This window comes from Streptomyces sp. NPDC059900, from assembly GCF_050270335.1.
Classification (GTDB): domain Bacteria; phylum Actinomycetota; class Actinomycetes; order Streptomycetales; family Streptomycetaceae; genus Streptomyces.
The window spans coordinates 1-2,114 of record NZ_JBNNJZ010000927.1; the positions used below are offsets into that span (position 1 = coordinate 1).

General features: G+C 72.5%; 2 protein-coding genes. Both read right to left on the reverse strand.

Annotated elements, in window-relative coordinates; all coding sequences use genetic code 11:
• Positions 1-49: 49 nt before the first annotated feature.
• Entirely contained in the window at positions 50-1,054 is a 1,005-nt protein-coding gene (locus ACQKIP_RS45790) for a SagB/ThcOx family dehydrogenase (protein ID WP_365854336.1), read from the reverse strand.
• A 5-nt stretch (positions 1,055-1,059) separates the two neighbouring features.
• Positions 1,060-2,114 (reverse strand): SagB/ThcOx family dehydrogenase (locus ACQKIP_RS45795; RefSeq protein WP_427745705.1); only part of this gene is annotated, 1,055 nt, incomplete at its 5' end.

The window sequence follows — 2,114 nt, forward strand, 5'->3', positions numbered from 1 at the left end:
GCACCGGATCCAGGCCGGGGAAGGACCCGGACCGTGCGCTCACCGGGCGTCAGCCCGTACTGAGGGAGTACATGATCTGGTGGCGCGCGTCGGACAGGCCCAGGAACGCGTTGCCCTGCGAGTCCCTGGCGGCCGGGCTGATGTGGGTGGACTTGCGCAGTGCGGTGGCGCTGAACAGGAGATAGCCCATGGCGTGCGCCGCGTCCAGCCACAGGTGGCGCAGCGCACGCTCGTGGCGGTAACGCCATTGGTAGCGCTCGAAGTCGGCGACCAGGACCACGGTGGCCGCGGCCGACAAGGGCGCCGGCTGGCCCACCAGGATCGCAGACATCCGCCGGCGCAGCGCGTCGGTGTCCGGCCGGCCGGGCAGGGGGCTCAGACCGTCCTCGGCCACGTCGTAGCGGTAGACGCCCGGCGGCAGGCCGTCCACCGCATAGGCGACGACATAGACGTCCAGCGCGCTGCCGAAGCTGGTCAGGAGCGCCAAAGGGTCATCGGTGGCGGTGGCCTGGTGGGCCAGGGAATCGCGCACCCGGGCGCAGCCGGTGAACAGGATCCAGCCCAGCTCGGCCGCGGAGAAGGGCCGTCGCCGGGGTCGGGGCACCGAGCGTCGGGCGGCCAGGGTGCCTCCCACGTCGAGCTCCGGGGAGACCTTCCGGTGATCGAGGCGAAGCGTCGGGGTGTCGGTGCGCGGTGGCCGCGGCGGATCACCGTCGGCCAGGTAGGCGTCGAGGACCCGGCGCCGGATGGCGCCGTCCGGGTCGTCCACGTCGGCGTAGTCCGAGCGGCGCGAGAACAGGTAGTAGGGCGCGCACCAGCTCCAGTTGCGTTCGATCCACAGGTCGAAGCCCCCGTCGTCGTCCGGCTCCGCTGCCTCCCGCGACTCGCCGATCAGATCGCCGAGTTCGGCGCGGCGCGGCCCGTCGTAGACGTACTCCAGGGCGGCCGTGGTGGACAGGGCGAACTTCCTGGTGCTGCCCGGCCGGACGAGTTCCAGGCGCCGGGCGTCGTTCTCCTGTGCCGGAAGCGCGCGCACGTATTGCAGGCTGACCATGGCGTTCAGTGCCTTTCGGACGAGGGGGGTGCGGGGAGCGTGCGGCCGTCGCCCAGGGCCACCGAGAGCAGCGGGGCTTCTTCGTCCGGCGCGAGGTGCAGGACGTCACCGATGACGGCGTCGTCGATGCCGTGCTGCCCGAAGACCGAGATGCCCGTGGCCCGCCCGACGATCTCCGCGGTGGTCAGCAGGTGTCCCACGTCCATGAACAGGGTGCGGAAGGTGCGCGGTTCGCGATAGCGGTACATGTTGCGGCCGAACACGCTGGTCATCACCATTACGGCACGCACGGGGAAGGGCGCACGCAGCGCCCCGAACAGCGCGCGCCGCGAGCGGCCGGCGTCCGGCTCGGCGACCTTGCACAGCTCGTCGTCGCCGCAGGAGTAGTGGTACCAGCCCGCGTCGAGCCCCGGTACGTCGAAGACGCACACGTACCCCTCCGAGGGGTGGCGTGCCCCGCCCGACGGGCTGGTGCGCCGGATGAAGGGGGCCGTGCCCGGCCCGCCGCCCTTGCTCTCCAGGACGCCGAAGACGACCGACATCAGGCGCAGCAGGGCGTCGGCGTCCAGGGTGCTCGCCCGCCGGGGCGTTCCGCCCAGCTCGTCGAGGCCGGCGGTCAGGGTCGGCAGGATGTCGGTGACCCGCGGCGCCCGTGGTCCGCTGGCCGCCTGCTGGTCGGCGGGCTTGTAGCGCCGGCCGTCGAACTCGGCCTCCCGGTAGGCGCGCATGAGGGCGCGGTCCTGCGTCCAGCCGTCGGCGCTGTAGTCGTGGAAGGGGTAGTCGAAGGTCATCAGGTGGTGGTCGGCGGCCTCGGCCCAGCCGTACGCGCGCCATTGGGCGAGGAGCTCGTCCACCCAGCGGCTCTGCTCCGAGGGCTCCGCCGCCACCAGGATCTCCTGGTCCAGGAGCGTCCTGAACGTCTTGGCCAGCTCGTCCCGCCCCGCGTCCGCGTAGTCGGCGACGGAATGGACCGCGTCGGCCAGGGTGGTGGGGCCCGCGGCGAGTACGCACAGCGCCACGGCGTGCCTGCCGATGGCGAGCCGGCGTTTGGCCACCAGAT

Excerpts from the sequence above, each read along its gene's own strand:
- ACQKIP_RS45790 (WP_365854336.1), bottom strand. The coding sequence starts at position 1,054 with ATGGTCAGCCTGCAATACGTGCGCGCGCTTCCGGCACAGGAGAACGAC.